At 71.0% G+C, this 1,625-nt stretch carries 2 protein-coding genes; both read left to right on the top strand.

The window, feature by feature from the left end; all coding sequences use genetic code 11:
- On the top strand, window positions 1–1,045 hold a 1,045-nt coding region (locus tag K206_RS0133510), incomplete at its 5' end, for an NAD(P) transhydrogenase subunit alpha (RefSeq protein ID WP_020206668.1).
- Between the two features lie 184 nt (window positions 1,046–1,229).
- Entirely contained in the window at window positions 1,230–1,592 is a 363-nt protein-coding gene (panD, locus tag K206_RS0133505; protein WP_020206667.1) for an aspartate 1-decarboxylase, read from the top strand.
- The last annotated feature ends 33 nt before the right edge of the window (window positions 1,593–1,625 follow it).

Raw genomic sequence — 1,625 nt, 5'->3', positions numbered from 1 at the left:
CGTCGCGCAGGGCCATCAGGTCATCGTGCAGTCGGGCGCCGGCGTGCGCGCCAGCCAGCCCGACGCGGCCTACGAGGCGGCCGGCGCCACCATCGGCACCGCGGCCCAGGCGCTGGGCGCGCAGCTGGTGCTCAAGGTGCGCGCGCCGGACGATGCCGAGCTCGCGCTGATGACGCCGGGCGCCGCGCTGGTCGGCATGCTCAACCCGTTCGATGCCGACAACAACGCGCGCATGGCGCGCGCCACGCTCACCGCCTTCGCGCTCGAAGCCGCGCCGCGCACCACGCGCGCGCAGAGCATGGACGTGCTGTCCTCGCAGGCCAATATCGCCGGCTACAAGGCCGTGCTGGTCGCCGCCTATCACTACCAGCGCTTCATGCCGATGCTGATGACCGCCGCCGGCACCGTCAAGGCCGCGCGCGTGCTGATCCTCGGCGCGGGCGTGGCCGGGCTGCAGGCCATCGCCACCGCCAGGCGGCTCGGCGCCGTGATCGAGGCCTCCGACGTGCGGCCCGCGGTGAAGGAGCAGATCGAATCGCTGGGCGCCAAGTTCCTCGACGTGCCGTTCGTCACCGACGAGGAGCGCGAGATCGCGCAGGGCGTGGGCGGCTACGCGCGGCCCATGCCGCCGGACTGGATGCGCCGCCAGGCCGAGCTGGTGCACGAGCGCGCCAGGCAGGCCGACATCGTCATCACCACCGCGCTGATCCCGGGCCGCCAGGCGCCGGTGCTGCTCAGGGAAGAGACAGTGCAGGCCATGAAGCCGGGCTCGGTGGTGGTCGACCTGGCCGCGGCGCAGGGCGGCAACTGCCCGCTCACGGTGGCCGACGAAGTGGTGGAGCGCCACGGCGTCACGCTGGTCGGCCATACCAACCTGGCCAGCATGGTGGCGGCCGACGCCTCGGCGCTCTACGCGCGCAACGTGCTCGACTTCCTCAAGCTCGTCATCGACAAGGACGGCCAGTTCGTGCTGAACCTGGAAGACGACATCGTGGCGGCCTGCCTGATGTGCAAGGACGGCCAGGTGATCCGCGGCGCCAGCTGAAGGCGCGCGCGGGCCCGCCGCGGCCCGCGCGCCTTAGAATGGCGCCAGGCGGTTGCGGCCGGGCGCCTTCGCGCCGCCGCGGCATCCGCCGGCACGGCCGGCGCACGCGCGCCGGAACCTTTCCCAGCGGCCCGCCGGGCTTGCCCGCGGGCTCACACGGCAACAAACCAAGGACGTATCACCCATGCAACGCATCATGCTCCGCGCCAAGCTCCATCGTGTCACCGTGACACAGGCGGATCTCCACTACGAGGGCTCGTGCGGCATCGACGAGGACCTGCTCGACGCGGCCGACATGAAGGAGTTCGAGAAGATCGAGCTGTACAACGTCAACAACGGCGAGCGTTTCTCCACCTACATCATCAAGGGCGCGCGCGGCACCGGCGAGATCTCGCTCAACGGCGCGGCCGCGCGGCGCGCGCACCTGGGCGACCACCTGATCATCTGCACCTACGCGCCGATGAGCGACGAGGAAATCGCCACCTACAAGCCGAAGGTCATCCTGGTGGACGACCACAACGGCATCAAGGAAATCAAGAAGGTGTAGGCGGCACGCGGCGCCCGGCGAGCCAGCCGGGCG

Source organism: Cupriavidus sp. WS (assembly GCF_000395345.1).
Taxonomy (GTDB): Bacteria; Pseudomonadota; Gammaproteobacteria; order Burkholderiales; family Burkholderiaceae; genus Cupriavidus; species Cupriavidus basilensis_B.
This window is presented reverse-complemented; position numbering and strand designations above follow the sequence as displayed.